This window comes from Mesorhizobium sp. CA12 (genome assembly GCF_020165255.1).
Lineage (GTDB): Bacteria > Pseudomonadota > Alphaproteobacteria > Rhizobiales > Rhizobiaceae > Mesorhizobium.
On the sequence record NZ_JAIUHT010000011.1, the window covers coordinates 63,207 to 84,636 of the forward strand.

General features: G+C 63.1%; 23 protein-coding genes. 6 read left to right on the plus strand and 17 right to left on the minus strand.

Features of this window, described 5'->3' with window-relative positions:
- Positions 1-57 precede the first annotated feature (57 nt).
- The 5 genes from LB520_RS18885 (at position 58) to LB520_RS18905 (ending at position 5,688) form a co-directional block, all read left to right on the plus strand.
- Positions 58-540 carry a MarR family winged helix-turn-helix transcriptional regulator gene (locus LB520_RS18885; RefSeq protein WP_140839396.1) on the plus strand — a complete coding sequence of 161 codons (483 nt, stop codon included), beginning with the start codon at positions 58-60 and terminating at the stop codon, positions 538-540.
- 57 nt (positions 541-597) lie between these two features.
- A complete protein-coding gene (gene guaA / locus LB520_RS18890; protein ID WP_224638465.1) occupies positions 598-2,163 on the plus strand; it encodes a glutamine-hydrolyzing GMP synthase in 1,566 nt (521 codons plus the stop codon).
- Positions 2,164-2,372: 209 nt separating this feature from the next.
- Positions 2,373-2,738 (plus strand): VOC family protein, encoded by a 366-nt coding sequence (locus LB520_RS18895; protein ID WP_224638466.1) that lies wholly within the window; start codon positions 2,373-2,375, stop codon positions 2,736-2,738.
- Between the two features lie 310 nt (positions 2,739-3,048).
- On the plus strand, positions 3,049-4,974 hold the full coding sequence (locus tag LB520_RS18900; RefSeq protein ID WP_224638467.1) for an APC family permease: 1,926 nt from the start codon (positions 3,049-3,051) through the stop codon (positions 4,972-4,974).
- A gap of 153 nt (positions 4,975-5,127) precedes the next feature.
- Complete coding sequence (locus tag LB520_RS18905) at positions 5,128-5,688, plus strand: sigma-70 family RNA polymerase sigma factor (RefSeq protein ID WP_224629563.1); 561 nt, start codon at positions 5,128-5,130, stop codon at positions 5,686-5,688.
- Positions 5,689-5,701: 13 nt separating this feature from the next.
- On the opposite strand, the gene LB520_RS18910 is transcribed toward LB520_RS18905, so the two are convergent.
- The 12 genes from LB520_RS18910 to LB520_RS18965 form a co-directional block, all read right to left on the minus strand.
- Entirely contained in the window at positions 5,702-5,863 is a 162-nt protein-coding gene (locus tag LB520_RS18910) for a hypothetical protein (RefSeq protein ID WP_176477115.1), read from the minus strand.
- Between the two features lie 123 nt (positions 5,864-5,986).
- The gene (locus LB520_RS18915; RefSeq protein ID WP_224629510.1) at positions 5,987-6,124 is read right to left on the minus strand and encodes a hypothetical protein; all 138 of its coding nucleotides are present in this window, start codon (positions 6,122-6,124) and stop codon (positions 5,987-5,989) included.
- Positions 6,125-6,316: 192 nt separating this feature from the next.
- On the minus strand, positions 6,317-6,535 hold the full coding sequence (locus LB520_RS18920) for a hypothetical protein (protein ID WP_095768881.1): 219 nt from the start codon (positions 6,533-6,535) through the stop codon (positions 6,317-6,319).
- A 59-nt stretch (positions 6,536-6,594) separates the two neighbouring features.
- Positions 6,595-7,455, minus strand: coding sequence for a class I SAM-dependent methyltransferase (locus LB520_RS18925; protein ID WP_224638468.1), 861 nt, complete (start codon positions 7,453-7,455; stop codon positions 6,595-6,597).
- Positions 7,456-7,505: 50 nt separating this feature from the next.
- Positions 7,506-8,498: a GNAT family N-acetyltransferase gene (locus tag LB520_RS18930; RefSeq protein ID WP_224638469.1), complete on the minus strand. Its 993-nt coding sequence runs from the start codon at positions 8,496-8,498 to the stop codon at positions 7,506-7,508.
- Positions 8,498-9,559, minus strand: coding sequence for a glycosyltransferase family 4 protein (locus tag LB520_RS18935; protein ID WP_224638470.1), 1,062 nt, complete (start codon positions 9,557-9,559; stop codon positions 8,498-8,500). The genes LB520_RS18930 and LB520_RS18935 overlap by 1 nt, the downstream gene beginning before the upstream one ends.
- 18 nt (positions 9,560-9,577) lie before the next feature.
- Positions 9,578-10,513: a beta-xylosidase gene (locus tag LB520_RS18940; RefSeq protein ID WP_224629499.1), complete on the minus strand. Its 936-nt coding sequence runs from the start codon at positions 10,511-10,513 to the stop codon at positions 9,578-9,580.
- A complete protein-coding gene (locus LB520_RS18945) occupies positions 10,506-11,267 on the minus strand; it encodes a TIGR04290 family methyltransferase (protein WP_224638471.1) in 762 nt (253 codons plus the stop codon). The genes LB520_RS18940 and LB520_RS18945 overlap by 8 nt, the downstream gene beginning before the upstream one ends.
- A 2-nt stretch (positions 11,268-11,269) precedes the next feature.
- Positions 11,270-12,073: a nucleotidyltransferase family protein gene (locus LB520_RS18950; RefSeq protein ID WP_095768876.1), complete on the minus strand. Its 804-nt coding sequence runs from the start codon at positions 12,071-12,073 to the stop codon at positions 11,270-11,272.
- Positions 12,073-13,170: a glycosyltransferase gene (locus tag LB520_RS18955; RefSeq protein WP_224638472.1), complete on the minus strand. Its 1,098-nt coding sequence runs from the start codon at positions 13,168-13,170 to the stop codon at positions 12,073-12,075. The genes LB520_RS18950 and LB520_RS18955 overlap by 1 nt, the downstream gene beginning before the upstream one ends.
- A 14-nt stretch (positions 13,171-13,184) precedes the next feature.
- Complete coding sequence (locus LB520_RS18960) at positions 13,185-13,781, minus strand: histidine phosphatase family protein (protein ID WP_140844516.1); 597 nt, start codon at positions 13,779-13,781, stop codon at positions 13,185-13,187.
- Positions 13,778-14,881 carry an inositol-3-phosphate synthase gene (locus LB520_RS18965; RefSeq protein ID WP_140844510.1) on the minus strand — a complete coding sequence of 368 codons (1,104 nt, stop codon included), beginning with the start codon at positions 14,879-14,881 and terminating at the stop codon, positions 13,778-13,780. The genes LB520_RS18960 and LB520_RS18965 overlap by 4 nt, the downstream gene beginning before the upstream one ends.
- A 153-nt stretch (positions 14,882-15,034) precedes the next feature.
- Here LB520_RS18965 and LB520_RS18970 point away from each other — a divergent pair, with 153 nt between their 5' ends.
- Complete coding sequence (locus LB520_RS18970; protein ID WP_224638473.1) at positions 15,035-16,783, plus strand: hypothetical protein; 1,749 nt, start codon at positions 15,035-15,037, stop codon at positions 16,781-16,783.
- On the opposite strand, the gene LB520_RS18975 is transcribed toward LB520_RS18970, so the two are convergent.
- The 5 genes from LB520_RS18975 to LB520_RS18995 form a co-directional block, all read right to left on the minus strand.
- Entirely contained in the window at positions 16,784-16,933 is a 150-nt protein-coding gene (locus tag LB520_RS18975; protein WP_224544254.1) for a hypothetical protein, read from the minus strand. It lies immediately after the preceding gene.
- A 114-nt stretch (positions 16,934-17,047) separates the two neighbouring features.
- On the minus strand, positions 17,048-18,109 hold the full coding sequence (locus LB520_RS18980; protein ID WP_411969905.1) for a UDP-glucuronic acid decarboxylase family protein: 1,062 nt from the start codon (positions 18,107-18,109) through the stop codon (positions 17,048-17,050).
- Positions 18,106-19,215 (minus strand): glycosyltransferase, encoded by a 1,110-nt coding sequence (locus LB520_RS18985; protein WP_224544255.1) that lies wholly within the window; start codon positions 19,213-19,215, stop codon positions 18,106-18,108. The genes LB520_RS18980 and LB520_RS18985 overlap by 4 nt, the downstream gene beginning before the upstream one ends.
- On the minus strand, positions 19,212-20,306 hold the full coding sequence (locus LB520_RS18990; protein WP_224638474.1) for a glycosyltransferase: 1,095 nt from the start codon (positions 20,304-20,306) through the stop codon (positions 19,212-19,214). Before LB520_RS18990 ends, LB520_RS18985 begins: the two co-directional genes overlap by 4 nt.
- On the minus strand, positions 20,303-21,430 hold the full coding sequence (locus tag LB520_RS18995; RefSeq protein WP_224638475.1) for a glycosyltransferase: 1,128 nt from the start codon (positions 21,428-21,430) through the stop codon (positions 20,303-20,305). The genes LB520_RS18990 and LB520_RS18995 overlap by 4 nt, the downstream gene beginning before the upstream one ends.

Sequence of the window (21,430 nt, forward strand, 5' to 3'; positions counted from 1 at the left end):
ATGGCCTCGACGCCAAGAAGATCGTCAAGTATCTTGACCATACGGAGTTCGAATTAAATGGTCAAGGAGCTTGACGAAAAAACTGACGGGCTGCCCGATCACGTCGGTTGGCGGCTGTGGCAGGCGAGCCGTGCCTGGCAGGCGGAATTTGCCGCTGCCATGCGGGCCGCCGGCCACGCTTGGTTCAGCGAAGCGCGTGCCGGGCTGCTTGGACACATCCCGCGCAACGGCACGCGCCAGTCGGCATTGATCGAGCGCGCGGCGACCTCCAAGCAAGCGGTTCAGCAATTGCTCGACGGGCTCGAGGCGGAAGGCGTGCTGGAGCGATTGCCCGATCCACGGGACGGGCGCGGCAAGCTCGTGCGCTATACGCGCAAAGGCCTGGATGCCTTGCGCGACGGCGATCGCATCAAGCTTCAGATCGAACGCAGCTATATCGATCGCATCGGCGAGCAGCGGTTCGCGGCGCTGATGGACGCCTTGCGCTCACTTGACGCCGGGCAGGGCGATGCATCGGGAGAAGCACCAGCATCGAAGTGAACGGCGCGACCGCGCCAACCCATTGCGCCGACTCGTTTCTTTCTCTAAAGGCTCGCCATGACGACGACAGCCAATCATCCCGACACCGTTCTGATTGTCGATTTCGGCAGCCAGTTCACGCAACTCATAGCCCGCCGTATCCGCGAGGCCGGCGTCTTTTCCGAGATCGTGCCGTTCCAATCGGCCGAATCGGCCTTCAAGCGCATCAAGCCGAAAGCGGTGATCCTGTCGGGCGGCCCGGCCTCGACCACCGATATCGGCAGCCCGCGTGCGCCGCAGATCGTCTTCGACGCCGGCGTGCCGGTGCTCGGCATCTGCTACGGCCAGATGGCGCTCTGCGTGCAGATGGGCGGCGTCGCCGAAAGCTCAAACCACCGCGAGTTCGGCCGTGCCTTCGTCGAGATCGAGAAGGAGAGCCCGCTGTTCGAAGGCCTGTGGGCGCCTGGCCAGCGCCACCAGGTGTGGATGAGTCACGGCGACCGGGTCATCGAGTTGCCGCCGGGCTTCAAGGTGCTCGGAAAGTCGGAAAGCTCGCCCTTCGCCATCTTCGGCGATATCGAGCGCGAGATGTACGGCATCATGTTCCACCCGGAAGTGGTGCACACGCCGGACGGCGCCAGGCTACTCCGGAACTTCGTCCACAACATCGCCGGCATCGAAGGCGACTGGACGATGCGCGCCTACCGCGAGCACGCAGTCGAGACGATCCGCAAGCAGGTCGGCAAGGGCAAGGTCATCTGCGCGCTTTCGGGCGGCGTCGACTCCTCCGTCGCGGCGCTTCTCATCCACGAGGCGGTCGGCGATCAGCTGACCTGCATTCTCGTCGACCACGGTTTGATGCGCAAGGACGAGGCCAAGGGCGTCGTGGAAATGTTCCGCCAGCATTACAATCTGCCGCTGATCCTGGTGGACGCGTCCGACCGTTTCATCTCGGCGCTGGAAGGCGAGGCCGACCCCGAAAAGAAGCGCAAGACCATCGGCCGCTTGTTCATCGAAGTGTTCGAGGAAGAGGCGAAGAAACTCGGCGGCGCCGATTTCCTGGCCCAGGGCACGCTTTATCCCGATGTCATCGAAAGCGTCTCCTTCTCCGGCGGTCCGTCGGTGACGATCAAATCGCACCACAATGTCGGCGGCCTGCCCGAGCGCATGAACATGAAGCTGGTCGAGCCGCTGCGCGAATTGTTCAAGGACGAGGTGAGGGCGCTCGGCAAGGAGCTCGGCCTCCCCGAAAGCTTCATCGGCCGCCATCCTTTCCCCGGTCCAGGCCTTGCTATCCGTTGCCCGGGCGGCATCACGCGCGAAAAACTGGAGATCCTGCGCGAGGCCGACGCCATCTATCTCGACGAGATCCGCAAAGCCGGCCTCTACGACGCCATCTGGCAGGCCTTCGCCGTGCTGCTGCCGGTGCAGACGGTGGGCGTTATGGGTGACGGCCGGACCTACGAATTCGTCTGCGCGCTGCGCGCCGTCACCTCCGTCGACGGCATGACGGCCGATTTCTATCACTACGACATGAACTTCCTCGCCTCCGCAGCCACCCGCATCATCAACGAGGTGCGCGGCATCAACCGGGTGGTGTATGACGTGACGTCGAAACCGCCGGGGACGATCGAGTGGGAGTGAAGGGGATCGCCATGAAGTAGGCATGGGATAGGAGGATGTATAAGCGATCGGAGACCAGCGACAGATAAAAATCGAGCGACGCTGCTCCGCAGGCGGTAGAAGCCCAGGTCGTGTCCTCATCAGCCGACTGGCAGACTGTTGACCGCCAATGCCAAGGAACCACATTCCCATCGGCCAGTTCACTTTCTATGGTGAAAGGAGCACGGGCCATGGCATCCGTCCGATACATTGTGACAGACGTTGACAGTTCGGTCGCGTTTTATCGCGATAACCTCGAGTTCGAGGTTGAGATGCACAATCCTGGCAAGTTCGCAGCGCTCATTCGCGATGATCTCACGCTTTACCTTAGCGCTCCGGGGGCAGGCAGTGGAGGAACTGCTGGCGGCAAACCAGAACCTGGCGGGTGGAACCGATTTATGATCGTCACGAAGGACATAGATGTCGTCGTCGGCCGGTTGAACGATGCAGGCGTCAAATTCAAAGGAGAAATCAGCGAGGCGGGAGCTGGTCGCGCCAGACTTCTGGAAGATCCGTCGGGCAATCTGGTTGAGCTGTTTGAATTCAAGAAGAAATGAATGGGCGCGCAGATCGTCAACAACGACGTTCATGTTCATGCGCTTCGCAAGTCCGAGCGAATGTAGCTGAGGGAGCTGCCCGGCTGGCATTGAAGTGCGTGGCCGCACTTGATGCCACAGTCGCTGAAACCAAGCAGACAAGCAATCCGAGCGCTCGCGCTGCGCGACCGCCCATAGCGCCACGAGATCCGCTCGCGGCCGGTGATTCCTAGCGACCGGCCCATTCACGCCTGCCCTCAGAATCGGAAGGCGCAGTCGAGGAACATTCTTCTCCCCGCGCTATTCGGGAGAAGTTTCTCGGGACAACGACATGTCGATACTGGGCTGGATTCTCGGCCGGCGCCTGGCAAATCAGGAACAGTCGCAACGCAAGATCGGCGTGTTCGAGGGCGTGCCGGCAATGGGCCTCGATGGGCTGGGTTCGTCGGCCTATGGGCCAGAAGCGGCGCTCACGATCCTGATCCCGCTCGGCGCGGCGGGTCTCGGCTATATCGGTCCGATCATGGGCGCCATAGTCGGTTTGCTCGCGGTCCTTTATCTTTCCTACCGCCAGACCATCGCCGCTTACCCCGGCAATGGCGGCGCTTATATCGTCTCGCGCGAAAATCTTGGCCGCAATGCCAACCTGCTTGCCGCCGCCGCGCTGATGGTCGACTACGTGCTCAATGTCGCCGTAGCCATCTCTGCCGGCGTCGGCGCGCTGGTGTCGGCGCTGCCTTCGCTGCATGCCTACACGCTTTGGATCTGCCTCGGGATCCTGCTTTTGGTAACCGTCGTCAACCTGCGCGGCACGCTCGATGCCGGCCGGTTGTTTGCCTTGCCGACCTATCTGTTCGTTGCCAGCTTCCTGGCGATCCTGGCGATCGGCGTCTCGAAGACGCTTGCCTCCGGCGGTCAGCCGGTGCCCGCAATTCCACCGCCGCCCCTGCAGCAGCCGTCCGAAACGGTAAGCCTGCTCCTCTTGATGCACGCCTTTGCCAGCGGCTGTACGGCGATGACCGGCGTAGAGGCGGTCAGCAACGGCATGACTGCATTCAAGGATCCGCCCGTCAGGCACGGCCGGCGCACGCTGGCGGCGATCTGTCTGCTCCTTGGACTGCTGCTCGGCGGCATTGCCTTCCTGTCGGCACGCTACCGCATCGGTGCGATGGATCAGGAGAAGGACGGCTATCAGAGCGTGCTGTCGCAGCTTGCGCATGCCGTCGTTGGCGACGGGGTCTTCTACTATGTCGCCATCGGTAGCCTGCTTTGCGTGCTGGCGCTTTCGGCCAATACAAGCTTCGTCGATTTCCCCCGCCTTTGCCGCATGGTGGCGGAAGACGGATATCTTCCCAAGCCCTTCGCCATGGTTGGCCGCCGGCTCGTTTTCTCCATCGGCATCCTTTACCTCGCCTCGTCGACGGGACTGCTGCTGGTCGTGTTCGGCGGCATCACCGACCATCTGATCCCGCTTTTCGCCATCGGCGCCTTTCTGACCTTCACGCTGTCGCAGACTGGGATGGTGATGCACTGGGTAAGGGCGCTTCGCACAACCAAGGACACGAACCGGACGGGCAACCGGATGCATCTGGCGATCAACGCGTTCGGCGGCATAGTCACCGCGCTGGCGCTCATCGTGATTGTCGTCGCCAAATTCAGGGAAGGCGCCTGGATCACGGTGATCGTCATCCCGGTTGTGATCCTCCTGCTGCGGCTGGTGAGGCGCTATTACGACCAGCTCGAGGCAAGTCTGCGCGAGCCCGGGAAAGTCGATTTGAGCAGCACCGAGCCCCCTGTCGTTCTTGTCGTGACCCAGCAATGGAACAGGATGGCGGACAAGGCGCTCAGCTTTGCCTTTCACCTGTCCGAAGATGTCATCGCCGTCCATGTGGCGCGGCTGTCGGGTGAAGAGAGCGACGAAGAGCGCGCAATTCGCGGGAGGTGGTCGCAGGATGTGGAAGCGCCGGCGAAGGCGGCTGGCCTGCGCCCGCCGCGCCTGCTTCTCCTCAATGCCGACTACCGGCTGATGTACGAGCCGTTATTGAAGGAGATCAAGGCGTTGCGCGGCGAGTTCGACGGCCGCACCATTGCGGTGCTGCTCCCAGAGGTCGTGCCGCCCAATTGGTGGCAATATATGCTGCATACGCAGCGCGCTCGCCGATTGCACGCCAAACTGCTCGAGTTCGGCGGATCGGACATCGTGATCATTTCCATGCCTTGGTATATCGAGGAACCGAAGATCGAGGCGGCCCGTTGAATGTTGCCGCTCCCTTCGATCACGCCACCTCACCAAAAGTTTGGCCGAGCGATGGAAAACAGGAACGTTCCGATTTCTCAAACATTCTCCCTAGTCTGCACTGCGTAATTCCTACTTGCTGGGGCCGGAACATTGTCATTCAGAGAGCATAATCTGCCGAACCCCAGCACCGAGGAGATCTCCATCGTCAACCTCATTCCTGCCCTGCGGGCTTTTGCGCGAACCTTCTGTCGCGTGCCTGACGATGCCGACGATCTTGTGCAGGAAACGTTGACCAAAGGGCTCTCCAACCTGGACAAATTCGAGCCCGGCACGCGCCTGAAGTCCTGGCTCTTCACCATCATGCGCAACACGCACTACACGCGTGTCAAAGCGGCGGCCAGGGAGGCCCCCGGGCTGCTCGACTGCGCCTCCAGCCGGCCGATTTCGGAACCGTCCCAGGATTGGTCCGTGCAAAGCAGGGAAGTGCATCAAGCCATCCAGAAGCTGCCGTCCCATCAGCGTGAGGTCTTGATGCTGATCGGCGTACTGGGCGTAAGCTACGAAGAAACCGCGCAAATATGCGGTTGCGCTGTCGGCACCGTCAAAAGCCGCCTCAACCGCGCCCGTGCCGGCGTTCTGGAATTCCTCGGAGAAAGCTCGCCGCAGGCGCTGATCGAGCCACGACGTCAACTTTCGGACGATCATTGGGATACAGAGGGCGCAAGGCGCTAAGCCCAGCCAAATCCTACCGGCGCTGGGCTGCTGTCATGACTTTGGCCTCTCTCATCAACGAGGCCCAATTCAGGCCGAGCAGAGAAACAAGTTCGAGCGCTTGCGCTTCGGTGATGCCCGTCTGCGCGACCAGACGCCGAACGAGTTCGTCCACTTCCGGAGTTCTGCCAGCCATCGGGATGATCCCCAATCGGCTACAACGACTAACTTATGTTAAGGTTCCACCGATCACGCGACAGCGGGCGATATCGACGCCTTCCCGACTCCAAGGAATGCTGCATCCTTGCTGGTGACATCTTCAACCGCGCTCACCCGTTATGTCGCCTTTGCGCTTTTCGATCAGAGCGTTCTGCAGTTCGAGTGCAAGCCTTGTCAGCCGGTCAGGGACCTCCTCCCGCTCGATAGCGTTCAGCAGCGATGCGATCTCCTGGTCCAAGCTCTGGATTACCTGGGCGCAAAGGTCGCGCTGACTCCTGTGAGACATGGCATTCTCTTAACAAACAGAGGCCCCTTCAAATCTCACAGAGGCATAGCCGACCGGCCTATGCAAGGCGCTTGCCGCAGGCTGTGGGGTTTCCGGTCCGTTGTCCCCGGATTTTGCGGCAAGAGGTGATCTGGAAACATCAGCTCAATCCTTGGGAAGGCGGTTCGCAGCGTGATCCTGATACTGATCGGATTTGATCCGGTTGCCGTCCAGACCTCGTTGCTCGGTGTGCTGCTTCTTGTCCCGGTTGGACAGCACGTCGTTCTCGCCGACCATGTCCTTTGCAAGCGTCGTCTTGGCTCCGGTTCCGGAACCCTTGCCCTGGCTGCCGCGGCCCATCTGTTTCTTACCGCCGGATGCCATCTGCTTCTCCCTGTTCTGCTGGCCTGGAACTGTTCGGTGACCGAACTGCCGCCGGTGCGTTATGTTCCGCCGTCACGACGGACAAGAAAGACCATGCCGTCCCAACTGCCGAACGGCATTTCGCCGTCGACCACGAGGTCCATGCCGCATGCATGAGAAAGACGGCTGATGTCGCCGGAATCGATACCCGGCGATGTCCGATAGGAATAGTTGAGGATCGCTGCCATTCCTCCCCGCCGCAGCACGCGCGCGATCTCGATGAAATGCCGCTCGGCAATCCCGGCGAGCACCAGGTAAGGAAAACTGTCCAGGGCCAGCACGCCGTCAAAGCTTGCATCGGCGAAATCACCGAGATCAAGGCCTGAGGTCAGGTGAAATTCCACATTGGCAAGGCCGGCGCATCGCCGGCGCGCGATCTCGATCATCCGCGACGAAATATCGATGCCGATGACATATCCTGCGTGGGTGCCGAGCGCATGTTCGAGACGCCCGATGCCGCAGCCGATGTCGAGTATGTGCTTATGGGCACCAAGGAAACCCTGCTGTTCCAGCCATGCGACAATCTCGGCGGTGGTGGTCGACAGCCTGTGCTCGTCGCCAAGCGAGGACAACTGGACGCTGGCCGCGGGAGATATGGCGGCCGCCCGATCGAAGCTGCCGGCCAGCCGTTTGACGGTCATGGCGGTCGGTTCGCTATCCGGCCAGTCATGCGACACGCAGGCAGCCGCTCTGCGGACCTTGTCGAAGGCGTCCGCCTTGCCACGAAGCATCGTGGCGACCTCCTCCAGCCAGCATCGCCGGGGAGCATGGCTTGGACGCATGTCCAGCGCGATATCCGCCAATTGCGCCACGCTGGTCGTCTTGTCGGTATAAACGGCCAATCTGGCCAGCGCGTTGTCGACGGAAAGGCCGTCCGTCATGCAATCCTCGAGCAAGCGCCTGGCAATCGCACCGGGTTGGCTCGCGACGTTCACGGCGACGCGCTCCTGGTCCACACCTTCTGCGCCGTCCAGCGGTCCTTCGCGCCCCAGCCATATTTGTAACCTTCCCTGCCGCGCAGGAAATCGAACTCCAGCGCGCCCTCGCTGGCGGCTCCGGTGATGGCATGCCCGATCAGAATCGCGCCGGGGCTTTCGTCGGCATAGGCCGGATCGAAACCGCCAAGATAGGCATAGGCCCGGTCGCGGTGATGAAAACCGTAATAGGCGCCGACGACGGCATCGTCGATCTGGATCGTCAAGCATCGCGCCATGCCGTTATCGGCAAGCCGCGGCAGGGCCCGGCGATGAAATTCCACAGCCGTGTCGGACAGGACGCCACCGCCATGGCGGGTCCAGCGCGCGCCATGCAGTCGGATGAGCCTGTCGAGAAATGTCTGCGGATCGGATTCGCCGCGGCTGACAATGACGGCTCCTCTTCGCCGGGCAGCTCTCTCGGCGCGGCGCAACTGACGCCTCCGTCTCGCCGGAACCGAGCGGGCCAGAGTCCGATCGCCGTCGAGCAACAGCACAGGACAGGCCGCGTGCGCCATCGATCGGCGCTCTTCGGCATTCGGCAGCTCAAGGCTCAGCGATATGGCGTCGGCCGAGAGATCGGGCAGGATCCACTGCGACCATTCCAGCGACAGCGCCGCTTCGGCTATGGCGGCCTCAGTCTCCGCCTCCAGTTCCGGCGTGCACAAAATGTCGAGATAGTCGCTCAGCGAAATTCCGATGGGGAGCATGCGCTGACCGCCATCATGCCTTTCGATATAGAGCGGCGCCAGTCCGGCGAGTTCGTCTCCGCTCCACACGGCAATTGCGGTGAGATCGCCTGGCGCGAATGTACGCCACCAGGGGATGAGCCAGGCAGGAGACTGGAACGGCGTGGCCGAGATGCTCCGTCCCCAGAGCTGCCACCAGCACGGCTCAAGGTCCTCGAACGTCCCGGGATCGCGAATGATCTCGGTGCGCAGACCGCCCATCAGGCGGTCCCCAGCAAGGCGCGGCGGGTGCCAAGCTTCGCCAGCGCTTCGTAAGCATCCATGTAGGATGTGACCATGCGCTCAAGCGAGAAGCGGCGGCGCGCCTCGGCCCGGCAGGTCTCATGGTCCAGCGCTCCAGAATGGACGATGGCCTTAGCCATCTCCTCGACGTCATTGACCAGAAATCCGGTTCTGCCATGCTGGACGACGTCGGGAAGGGCGCCATTCGGGAAAGCGACGACCGGCGTGCCGCAGGCAAGCGCCTCCATTGCGACAAGCGAGCTTGTTTCGGCGGCAAGGCTGGGGACGACCAGGCAGCGGGCGGCGTTCAGCAGCCGCCGTTTGGCGCGAAACCCCAGCGGCCCGAGAAAACGCCGCTGCCGATCGAGGCGAGGACGGACCTCGTCGGCGAAATAGCGCAAATGGGTCTCGTAGGGATAGACTTGGCCGGCGATCGCCAGGGGAGTGCCGGCGCGCTTGGCTGCCTCGATTGCGAGATGGATGCCCTTTTCGGGGCAGATGCGGCTGAGCACCAAAGCGAAATCGCGCCGCACCCGGGGCTCGTTCAGCGCATCGATATCGACGCCGTTCGGAATAGGCTTCGCGAGTCTCGACCCTGCCGGCGCCGTCCTGTGCTGCGCCTCTGAGACCGCGTGCAGCCACAGCTCCTCGCGCGACGGCGCAAGCACTTCGGAGGGATACCAGCCCAGCGGCAGGTGCAACGTCACCAGGGTTGGGCCGTCGGTGGGCAGATAGGCGTCGAAGTCGATACCGTGGAGGTGAACGACGTCGATAGGCCAGCGCGCCCGGGCGGCCGCGATCGCGTCGCGATGCGCCTGCTGGGCCCGGTCCTTCGCCGCCTTATCGAGCACGCCTGCTTCGGCCGGTGTTTCCACCAGGACGCCGGCCGTCTTTGACCCATGGCAGGCGACGACAACCGACCGGTGGCCTTTCTCAACCAGCGCCCGGTCCAGCGCCGACAGCACCTGCTCGGCGCCGCCGACCGCATCCGGCCCGACAGGCGCGAGGGGGTAGGCGACGTTGAGGACAGTCAGTGTCATCGCCGATCGAGCCGGAATTCACCATGCCGCCGACACGCGCCGCGTTCGTGTCATGTCGTCGCTGATCGCAGGAGCGTAGCGGCGGATCATCGCGGCGCAGAATTCGGCGAATTCCTCGGGCACCTGCGGCGGACTTGTGTGGTGGGGCTGGAGACCGCGGTGCTCGGGCGTGAAGCAGAAGGTCACCGTGACGTTGAAGTCGGCGAGCGCTTCCATCTGGCGATCGAACCAGTCCAGCGCGTTCGGCCGGAAGCTGTCCGCCCAGGACAGGCCAGTGCGCAGGTGCGTCACGCCCAGTCGGTGCATCCAGGCAACGGCATCATCCAGCCGATGGTCCTCGAAATGGAACCACTGTACCAGGCCCATTTGCGGGGTGTGGCGCACGAACTCCTCAAGCGCCGGCTTAGGCGTGCCGTCCTCGCGCAGCAGGCCCATGTAGAAGTGCCTGTAATAGGACGAGCCTTCCGCCTCGCGATGGCGCGTCGTCGCCTCCCACGAACGCGGCAGGTCATAGAGGCTGTACCACTGCACCCGCGGCGCGATGCCAAGCAGCAACTCGGCCGTGCGGCGCAGGCCCCAGAGCTGGATCTCCTCGGCGCCGAAGGTCGACACGCCGACTTCGCTGACCCAGATCGGCAGATCGGTGATGGCGGCGATCTCGCCGAGCTTCTGCGGCCATTCGTCGATTTGCCAGAGATTCCAGTCGAGCGGGAAGCCATGCACCGCGACGGCGTCGACATGGTCGAGCACGCCGAAATCCTTCATGCGTGTCATGAAGCCGGCATCGATCGGCGAAATACCGCCCAGCACCTTCGTGACGGCCGGGTTTTCCCGGTCGATCGCATCGGCGGCCAGGATTGCCATCGAGGCAAAACGGCTCCAGTCCGGATCGAGCTCGGGATCCCAATGCGATTTGTTGTTGGGCTCGTTCCAGATCATCGCGGCTTCAATCATCGGCCTCTCCTTTCGCGGGATAGACGGCGGCGCCGTCGGCCGGATTGCCCGCCGCACGGCAGAAATAGACCTCGTCCTCAGGGTGCAGCACGATTTCGAAGCCGGCGCTGCGCAGCATCGCTTCGGTGCAGGCGCGGTTTGGAATCCACCAGTTGGTCGGGTCGTCCGCATAGCGATGCTCGATGAAGTGCAGTTTCGGAAATTCAGGTCGATCGAAGAGGTCGCGTGTCCAGAAATGGTAGTTCTGTTCGAGCGGCAGGACTTCCCCGCTGCCCCTCTGCATCGACTGGAAGATCATCAGGTCGCCTGCGACATGCGCACGGATCAGGTCGAGCGCCAGCAGCGGATGGCGCAGGTGGTAGAGCACACCCATGAACAGCACGATGTCGAAGCGCTCGCCAAGCGCCCCGACGTCGTAGACGGACATTTCCCGGAATTCGATATCGCAGTCGGCGATCTCGGCGGCGAAGCGCGCCTGGGCGAGGTAGGCCTGGTCGAAATCGATGCCGAGCACGCGATCGGCGCCGCGCTTCTTCATCTCGATCGAATAGAAGCCGGCGTTGCAGCCGATATCGAGCACGGACATGCCCGAAAGGTCAGTCGGAATGGCATCCGCGAATTTGCGCCATTTGATCAGGGGATAATTGCCGAGGAAATGATCCGGCGCGGTTTCCACGCCCGCAAGCTCCATATTGTGGAACCACGGTCCCAGTGCGTCGATGCGGCGGCGTATTTCCGTGCTGGAATGCAGCATGGCTAAGCTCCTTCGCCTGGAAGGGTTGGCACCGTTGAGAGATCTTGCGATGCGAACATCGGCGGGGTCTCATCTTCAACGACATCGTTGCTTTCGAGCAGCCTGAGCGCCGTGCGATATCCATCGAAAGTGCCGACGTCGACATAGGCCGTTCCGGCCTTGACGCCGTAAGCCTCGCCTCCGGCTGCGAGATAGGCGTTGATCAGCGTGCCGAAATACTCGTCGAAGCCGTCGCGCTGGCGCCACAGTGCCGCGAGCTGGTGGAAGATACGGCCAGGCATCTTGAAGGCGCCCCAGACCCAGTTTGTTGCGGCATCAGCTTGCTTGACCTGGATTTGCTCGACACGTCCGCTCTGATCCAGGACGACGGCATCGAAGAGTTCCGGGCGATCGACCGGAAACATCAGAAAGGACAGCCGGTCGTCGGCCAGCCGGCAGAAGCCGTCCTCGGGGAACCAGATCGTGTCCGGCAGGCCGATCAGGACCGTTTCTTCCGGCGTGACCAGCGGCTCGGCACGGAAGATCGCATCGCACAGTCCGATCGGGGAGGGCTGCGCGACGAAGATTGCTGCGGCGGTGTCGTAACCCGCGGCATAATATTCGAGAATGTCCGACTTGCCGGAACCGATGATGAAGCAGATGCGGTCGACGCCGTTTCGGACCATCCGCCGCACCAGATATTCGCTCACCGCGCAGGGGCGCTCGGTCTGCCCGTCCAGCCGGCTGCCGACCGGCAGCAGCTCCTTGGAAAAACCCAGCGGCTGAATGCGGCTGCCGCGGCCCGCGGCAGGCACGATCCCCAACATCAGACGGCTTCCTCCATTGCTCCACCTGCCATGGACGCGGCGGCGTTCAAGACGCGATCGAGTTCGGCGGCGCGGTGCGCGGACGTGTGCTCGTCGAGGACGCGTTCACGGGCGCGGCGGCCAAGCGCCTCGATTTCGTTGTCCGACAGGCCAAGCGCGGCGACGACATCGCCGGTGGTGTGTGCCAACAGAATCTCGCTGCCGGGCGTGAAGAAGCTGTCGAGGCCGGCCCAATCGTCGGAGATGATCGCGGCGCCGCAGGCGGCTGCCTCGAACAGCCGGCCTGACGGGCACCAGCCCTTGCGCGCCATCGCCTCGCGGGTGACGTTCAGCGTCAGGCGCGAGGAGGAAAAGAAGGCGGGGTGATCCGCCGGCGGCAGGTGCCTGACGAAGAAGATATTGCCGCTCCATGGAAAGTCCGCTGGATATTGTGCGCCGCCGATGATGAAGCGGCGGTTCGGCAGTTGGGCCGCTGGAGCTACGAGCAGTCTTTCCACGGCCGCCTGCCGGTCCTCGGCATAGGTTCCGAGATAGGAGAGGTCGCCGGCGAACTCGGACCGTGGCCGGGCCGGCCGGTGCCGGTTGGGGTCGACATGTCCGTATAGCGGCAGGACATGGCGCACGCCGAGAATACCCTTCAGCGCATCGATCGCCGGTCCTCCGGTATAGCTCAGGATCAGGTCGAAATCGCGCAGGCCATCCGGCTCGAAATAGGCCGGATAGTCACCTTGCTCGATTCTCGCCAGCGTTACCGGTGTATCGAGGTCGTAGAACACCTTCAGCCCGCGGCAGCTCTCGTTGGCGAGCCGCGAGGCCCTCACGGCGTCCGGACAATAAGAGGTGACTATCACCACGTCGGCCTGCCGTATCGCAGCCTCAGCCTCATGGCGGATACTCTCCCAGTCCGGGTAGAGAATGATGTTGCAAGCATCGAGCCGGTCGAGGTCCCTGGCACCGGCGTAATAGGGCGTGTCGCGCTCGAAGAAGCTGATCGACCAGCCAAATGGGGCCAGAGCGCCTATCAGCCCGCGCCAGAGCGTGGCATGGCCGTTGCCCCATGAGGACGTGACGGTGAGACCGAATATGACCATGCGCATCGCCAGCCGCTCCGTCAGGGGAGTTCGTTGAGGCGGATGAGCTTGGAACCCCAGTCGCCATGAACGACTGTGGTGATCGAGGCCGGCGCGATATCGAAGCGGAAGCAGTCGCCGAGCTGCAGGCCGAGAATCGCGCAGACGGCCGCCTTGATGACGTCGGCGTGGCTGATAAGAGCGATGCACTGACCCTGCCCATTCTCGCGCAACGCATCCATCAGGCCGACGATCCTGTGTTGGACATCCAGCATCGTCTCGCCGCTCGGCGTGCGGGCGCTCTGGCGCTGGTCGTTCCAAAGCCGCCAGCTTGCGTCGCCGTTCAGTTCTTCGAAGGTCTTGCCGGACCACTCGCCGAAATCGATCTCGTCGAGTTCTTTGCAGATCGCGATCTTCTCGACCTCGCAGGCGATCGCGATCGGCTTCGCGGTCTCCAGCGTGCGTTCGCGCGGACTGCTCAAGATGGCAGCGAGCGGCTCGCGCGCCATGCGGCGCGCGAGATGCAGCGCCTGCGCCTGTCCGGCCTCGCCGAGGCGAACGCCATCGAGCCGCCCGGCCAGGTAGCACCCGACATGATCATGAGCCGCATGGCGGATGAGAAAGAAAGTCGTGGTCATTCGGCGGCATCGAGCAACGGCTCGTCCCCGCCGGCGATGAAGGCCAATGTGCGCAGGCGCGCCTCGGCGTCGGTGAACTGCTGGGGCGGCGACTTCATGAAGTAGCTGCTGGGACCTGTGAGCGCGCCGGCAATGCCACGGTCGAGGGCCAGCTTTGCGCAGCGGACGGCGTCTATGACCACCCCCGCGGAATTGGGCGAATCCCAGACCTCCAGCTTGAGCTCGGCATTGAGCGGCACGCCGCCGAAGGTGGTGCCTTCGACCCGTATATAGGCCCATTTGCGGTCAGTCAGCCACGGGACATGGTCACTGGGACCGACATGGATGTTGCCGGCCTCGAGCGGGACGTCGATCTGGCTGGTGACGGATTGCGTCTTGGAAATCTTTTTCGATTCCAACCGCTCGCGCTCAAGCATGTTGAGGAAGTCGGTGTTGCCGCCGAAGTTGAGCTGATAGGTGCGATCGATGCGCACGCCGCGCTCCCGGAAGAGATTGGCGAGCAGCCGGTGCACGATTGTTGCGCCGACCTGGCTCTTGATATCGTCGCCGACGAGGGGAAGACCGCGCTCCTCGAAGCGCTGGCGCCATTCCGGCCGCGAGGCGATGAAGACAGGAATGCAATTGACGAAGGCGCAGCCGGCCTCAAGCGCGCATTCGGCATAGAAGCGCGTCGCCTGTTCGGAGCCGACCGGAAGATAGGATATCAGCACCTCGACCCCGCTCCCCCGCAGCCGGCCGGTTACGTCTGCGACCGGTTCATCCGACTCTTCGATCTCGTCCCGGAGATATTTGCCGATGCCGTCGAGTGTTGGGCCGCGCTCCACACGGACGCCGGTCGGCGCGACATCAGCAAAACGGAAGGTGTTGTTGGGCGCGGTGTAGATCGCTTCCGCCACATCGCGCCCAACCTTGTTTTTCGCGACATCGAAGGCGCAGACGACCTCAATGTCGTCGACATGATAGCCGCCGAGGTCGGCATGCATCAGCCCGGGGATCGGCTCGTTGCCGTTGGCGTGGCGATAGTAGGAGAGACCTTGCACAAGAGATGACGCGCAATTGCCCACGCCAACGATGCCGATGCGAACTTTCTTCGATGTCACGAAACCGCTGCCTCTTTGCTGAAGGTAAGTTCCTCGCGCCGAACCGGGAGCGACCTCGAATGTTCCTTCGCGCCGCGAAAAATTGCTGAGCCGGATCTCGGATCAAAGAGGCGCCGCTTCGCGTTGGCGGCCAGACAGCGGGATAGGAGCCGCATGATCGTCTTCGGCGACCACAAGCGAACGCGCAGCGCACAACAGCTGAGGGAAGCTGCCTTGGCCGCAGCGGCAGCACTCGGCGATCTGCCCGCCGGTATCGAACGTCACACCGCCGTGGTCCATCTTTTCGTCAGCGCCTCCGAACTTGTGCAAGGCCTTGCCGATGCGGAATTCGACACCAGGGGTGCCGATTGCAATTCGTCGACACAGAAGCTGGGGTCGGAAATTCTCGTCGAGTTGTCGGAGGAAGTGCTGCGATCCTGGCAACAAGGATTTGTCCGGAGCGGAGCGCTCGACCCGTTGCTGCTTGCGAAGCTTGCCACCATCGATTGTAGCAGCGAAATAATCACGGGCCCGGCCGAAGGCTACGCGCTTTATGCGCTATATCCGGAAACCTATCTGCTTGCGGCGCTGCAGTCGGGCCTCGACGCAAACACCTGCGTCATCGGGATCCGCGGCATCGGTCTCGGCCTCGCGGCGATGGTCGCCGCCGCGCTGCATGCGCCGCCTCCTGTCAGTGTACGGCCGATCGGGCACCCGTTTAGCCGCCACATATGCGCCGCGCCCGAACTCCTCGGCGGCTGGCGCGACAGAGCTCACGCCAAATTTGCCATCGTTGATGAAGGTCCGGGCCTCTCCGGCAGTTCCTTTCATGCTGTCGTTGCCTGGCTGCGCCGGCAGGGCATCGACCAGGAGCGCATTCATCTGTTCCCGAGCCACCGCGGCGGGCCGGGCGTGCAAGCTTCGGCAGACATGCAGGCTATTTGGAGCCACTGCTCGCGTCACGTCGCGGATTTCGAAGCGGCCTTCGATGGATGGGTCGCGCCGAATCTTCGCCACTGGGTGGCGAACCTGCTCGGCAAGGCCGATGTCGAACTCTGCGAGATTTCCGGCGGCGAATGGCGCAAGCATATTTCCACGCCACCGGAGCATTGGCCTCCGGTGTTTGCCGGCTTTGAGCGGCGAAAATTCATGGCACTGGCGGGCACGGAGCGTTGGTTGGTCAAGTTCGCCGGTCTCGGCGGGACCGGCCAGCACAAGCTGCACACGGCTAGGTCGGTGCACAGGGCCGGTTTTGGAACGCAGCCCGCCGGACTCTGCCACGGCTTCCTGATCGAGCGTTGGACAGAGGCGGACAGGCTGGATCGGACAGAGCTGGCCAGGGACCTGCTGGTCGAATGGCTTGGACGCTATCTCGGCTGGCGCGCTGCCGCGTTGCCGACCGAAGAGGCCGGCGCCTCGCTGGATGGGCTTGCGGACATGGCCGTGCAAAACTGCAGGGAAGCCTTGGGGGAAGGGCCGGCCGAAGCATTAACGGGTTGGTTCGCCCGCCACTCCTCACATCCCTTCCTGCGGAGAATCGAGATCGACGGACGGCTGCACCCGTGGGAGTTTCTGGTTCGCCCGGAGGGAACCCTGCTCAAGACGGACGCCGTCGACCATTGCCGCTCGCATGACATTGTCGGCTGTCAGGACATAGCGTGGGACATTGCAGGCGCGACGGTGGAATATGAGCTTTCCGACGCCGAGCTTTCGAAGCTGATCCAAGACATCGAGGCACAAATGTCGCGTGCCGTCGATCATTCTTTGGTGGATTACATGGAGCCCTGCTATCTCGCCTTCCAGCTTGGGCTATGGACGATGGCCGGACAGTCGACACACGGCGATGAGCGAGTAAGAGCCACGCGCGCCGCCGACCGCTACCAAACCGGGCTTTCGCGTTTTATCGAGCGCGCGAGGACCTGATCAGTCCAGCCTGCGCAGCATGTCCGCTTCCTGTTCCAGAATTGTGGCCACTTCCTCGCGCTGCAGATGTGTCATCATGAGGCTGACGCAACATTCGAGATAGGTGATGGAGGCTCGCCGCAGGAACGCGGCGGTTTCGGCGGCCGCCATCTGGTCGATGTCCTTGATTGGTCGCTTCGGCTGCACAGTTCTTCTCCATGACGGTTGTCATGTCCAACCGCAATCCCGGTCGGTTGTTCCGCTACGGCGAAAGAAGCCACCGCCTCAGAGCTGAAGGTTCCGAACTTTTCCGGCCTCAGTCCTGTTGACCGGAGCGATGGGCTCTATCGCGAGGTCGTCGAGGCTCGAGAAAAAGGCTATGGTTTGCAGCAGGCCTTGCCTGAGAGGCACCTTGGGCGACCAGCCGAGAAGCGCCCTTGCGCGGCCTATGTCGGGCCGCCGGCGGCGCGGGTCGTCCTGCGGCAAGGGCAGGAATTTCACGGGCGATTTGGTGCCGGTCAGTTCCCGAACCAGCCTTGCCAGTTCGAGGATCGAAAACTCGCCGGGATTGCCCAGATTGACCGGCTGTCGCGGATTGGGATCGACATCCATAAGGCGCCGCAATCCTTCGATCATGTCGCTGACATAGCAGAATGATCGGGTTTGCCGGCCGTCGCCGAATATCGTCAGCGGTCGTTTCTCGATCGCTTGCATGACCAGGTTGGACACGATGCGGCCGTCGGCCGGGTCCATTCTGGGACCATAGGTGTTGAAGATGCGGGCGATGCGAATATCGGCCATCTCGGCCCGCAGATAATCGAAGCAGAGCGTCTCCGCGGTGCGCTTGCCTTCATCATAACAGGCGCGCGGCCCTGTGCAGTTGACGTGGCCGACATAGTCCTCGCGCTGTGGGTGCTGTTCCGGATCGCCGTAGACTTCGCTGGTCGACGCCTGCACGAAGCGGGCGCCGTTGCTTGCGGCGAGCTCGAGCAGATTGAGCGTTCCGATCACACAGGTGCGCGTGGTGTGGACCGGATCGGCCTGGTAGCGGGGCGGCGATGCCGCGCAGGCCAGGTTGAAAACGCGGTCGACAGTCTCGCCGAGTTCCAGCGGGACGCAAACGTCCTGCTCGATCAGCCGGAACCGGGCTTGGCCGATCAGCGAGCTGACATTCTCCATTCGGCCGGTAAGAAAGTTGTCGACGCATATGACGCGATACCCTTCGTGAAGCAAGGCCTCGCATAAATGCGAACCGAGGAAACCGGCACCGCCGGCGACAAGCGCCGTCTGTGTCTGCTGAACCCTTCTTGATCGCCGCATCTGCAAAGTCTCCTGTCTGCTTTTCATGCTGCACTTTCCACGTTCAGATCGATCGCCGCGCGCGCATGGACAGACTGGGTCAAAGCCTGAACGAATTCACGCGCCCGAGCGCCGCCGGTGTGGCTTGCAAGCACCGCCTCGCGTGCCGAACGGGCCATATCGAGTCTGGCCCGCTCCGATTTGGCTGTGAGGATTTCCTGCACGTCGCCGGCACTGGCTGCGGTCTCGATCGTCGATTCCGGGAAGAAGCTATCGAGACCGGGCCAGCGGTCGCTGATGATCGGTGTGCCGCAGGCAGCGGCCTCGAAGAGCCGCACGCTGGGCGACCATCCTGCCGCGATCATCGACGCGCGCGTAAGGTTCAGCGTGTAACGCTGGCGGCTGTAGAAGGCGGCATGTTCGGCGGGCGGTAGGTGCTCGATCCGCTCGACATTGTCCGGCCAGGCGATATCGGACGGATATTGCGAGCCGGCGACGACGAAGCGGCGCTCCGGCAGGCGCCGCGCCGGCTCCAGCAGCAGCGTTTCGAGGGCGAGCTGCCGGTCGGCGCTGTATGTTCCAAGATAGCCGAGATCCCATTCGATCGCGTCTCTGGTGCGATGGTGCCGCTTTGGATCGACCGAGCAGTAGAGCGGCTCCGTTCGGCGGGCGCCGAACTCCGATCTGAGACGCTGCAACGTCGGTCCGCCGGTGAAGGAGAAGTAGACGTCGAAATAGGGGATCTGCCTGCGGGCAAGGTAATCGCAATCGTCCTCGGCAACCCGCGCCAGCGTCACTGGCGTGTCGATGTCGTAAAAGCAGAACTGTCCAGTGCACAGCGAAGCGAGGTCGTCGATGATGGCCCTGCCTTCTGGCACGAAGGAGCCTATCACCACCGCGTCGGCCCGCTGCAACTCCTGCCGGTGATTGCGGGGCAGCTCGGAGACTGTCTGGTAGTAGCGCAAGTCGCAGAAATCGGGGTCGCGCAGGTCCCGGTGATGCGCATACCAGGGCACGTCGCGTTCGAGGAAGGTGACGCGATGGCCGAGCTCGTTGAGCGCGCGCAGCAGTCCCCGGAAAGTCGTCGCGTGGCCGTTGCCCCAGGATGAGGATAACGAAAGTCCGAGGAAAACGATGTCGAGCGGTTTCGTCATTCCGCGGCCTCCATTGCCCGGCGCTCGAAATGCGCCTTGAAGATGTCGTCCACCAGCCGGGCTCTCAGCGTGTAGGTATGCTCGGCCAGAACGCGCCGCAGCGCTGCGGCGCCGATCGCCTTCGCCCGTTTCGGGGTCAGCGTGCGCACGATCTCGGCGACGTCGGCGCCGTCCCGTGCGACCAGGATCTCTTCGCCTGGGGTCAGGAACAACTCGACGCCGAGCCAGGCATCGGTGATTAGGCATGCGCCCGCGCCCGCCGCTTCGAAGACACGTGTCGCGGGCGAAAACCCGTTGGCCGCCATGCTGTCGCGGCTGATGTTGAGCACCGCCTTCGGCGTCACGTTGAAAGCGTTGTGATCGCGCGTACCGACATGGCCGAGCCACGAAACGTTCGCCGGCAAGGGCTTGTCGCCCCAGCCGGATCCGCCGAGCAGGAAGCGTTGGCTGCCAAGCACACGGGCCGGATCGAGGAAGAAGGCCTCGACGCGCGCCTCGCGGTCGGGCAGCCGATTGCCGAGGAAAGCCAGGTCGCAGGCAAAGCGCGGATTCGCGGCGACCGGATGATGTGTCTCAGGATCGAGCGCGTTGTAGATCGGCACGCATTCCGCGGCGCCTAGCGCGCGATAGTCCCAAACCACGGGATCGCCGCCGCCATAGGTCAGCACAAGGCCGATCCTCTTCAACGCCTCATGCAGCGGGTGTTCGGCATGATTGCGCAGCTCGCTTAGGGTCGCCGGCGCATCGACGTCCCAGAATACGGTCAGCGCATCCGGGCGAGCGTTGTCGAGAACTGCATGCAGCAGCGCCTCGTCCTCGAAGCCGACGCCGCTTGCCTTGACCACGACGTCTGCCTGCGCGGCGCGCGAGGCGACCTGCATCAGCGCATGCGCTGTCGGCTCATAGACGACGACGCTGCACCAGTCCGGCGCCTCGATATCGCGATGCTTCTGGCGATCGTAGACATCGGGTTCATAGAAGACGATGTCATAGCCGCGCTTCGACAACGCCTTGAGCAAGCCCCGATAATAGGTGGCCGCGCCGTTCCAGTAGGACGACAGAAGGCTCGATCCGTAAAAGGCGATCTTCATGCAACGGCCTCCCTTGCAGGTTTGATTTCAGCGACCTCGCGATTGCCGCATGCGGCTAGGATGTCGAACAACTCGTCGACGCGGTGCCGGCATGTGTGGCGCGCAAGGATGGTTTCCCGGCCGGACGCAGCCAGCGCCTCCGCACGCTGGCTGTCGTTCAGCACGTCGCGAAGGTGATCCCGCATCTCGGCGCCGTTTCGGGCGAACAGGAAATCCGTGCCGGCACGGAACAGTCCTTCGACATCCGACCATGGCGCCGAGATCAGCGGAATGCCGCAGGCCATCGCCTCGAACATGCGTATGGTCGGAATGCCGGGCAGGCTCTCCCGATAAGGCCGGCGGGGGATGTGCATGGTGACGCGATGCCTGGCGAAGCTCTTCGGCACGTCGGCATTGGCAATCCAGCCATCATAGCGCAGCCCTGCCTCGGCAAGCGCAGCTCGGGCGTCGGTCGGATAGCGCACGCCGTGCACGGTTCCCGACAGCGCGAGAGCGCTCGCCGGCTCGATCAGGAACTCGGCGATCTCGGCGCTGCGTTCGTCGTCGCCCCAATTGCCGATCCAGACGAGGTCGGAGACGGGCTCGACATCCGGGCACGGCTTGAACAGCCGGTCGTCCGCCGCCTCATGCCAGGTGAAGACCCGTTTGCCCCAGCCGGCGCGAAGATAGCTCTCGCGCAGCACCTCGCCGAAGACCAGCACTCCGTCATAATGCTCGAGCTGAAGTGCCGCTATCGCCTGCGTCGCCGATACGGCGCGGTGATGAGTGTCGTGGAACAGGAGCGTGAAATTGCCATAGGCTCGCGCCTGTCCGATGCGCGCGACAAGATCCTTGTCCGTCCATTCGTGGACGATCACGACATCCGCGCCGGCGAGCCAGGCTTCATGCGCGAAGCCGGGGCCATAGGTCAGCGCCATCAGCTCCGGGAAATCCTTGCGGAAACGCTCGACAGCGAAAGGGCCTTGCTCGGCGAGCAGATTCGATCGGCTCCAGCCGTCGGCGGGTTCCAACGCGACCGCCTCATGTCCGCGCGCGACGAGCTCGCGCATGATGCCGCGCTGGAAATGCGCGTTGCCGTGATTCCAGTCGGAAACGGCGGAGTGGGTGTAAAACAGGAAGCGCAT